The organism is Streptomyces sp. AC555_RSS877 (assembly GCF_019049245.1).
Lineage (GTDB): Bacteria > Actinomycetota > Actinomycetes > Streptomycetales > Streptomycetaceae > Streptomyces.
The window spans coordinates 1-218 of sequence record NZ_JAGMUK010000227.1; the positions used below are offsets into that span (position 1 = coordinate 1).

The following is a 218-nucleotide window of genomic DNA, read 5'->3' on the forward strand; positions in this document are numbered from 1 at the left end:
TTGATGGACATCGGTCGTGCTCCGTTGGTCGACGTGTATACGGCTGCGGAGCCGGCGGGTGAGGGCCGGTGGCTGGCCTTGCTGCGGATGCATCACCTCGTCCACGACCACACCACGCACGATGTGCTGCTTGAGGAGATGGGTGCGTTCCTGTCGGGTCGGGAGGGTTCGTTGCCGGAGCCGCTGCCGTTCCGGAACTTCGTGGCGCAGGCGCGGCT

Annotated in this window: 1 protein-coding gene; it reads left to right on the forward strand. The window is 66.5% G+C overall.

Features of this window, described 5'->3' with window-relative positions:
• Nucleotides 1-218 (forward strand): hypothetical protein (locus tag KUM49_RS46510; RefSeq protein ID WP_217243058.1); only part of this gene is annotated, 218 nt, incomplete at both ends.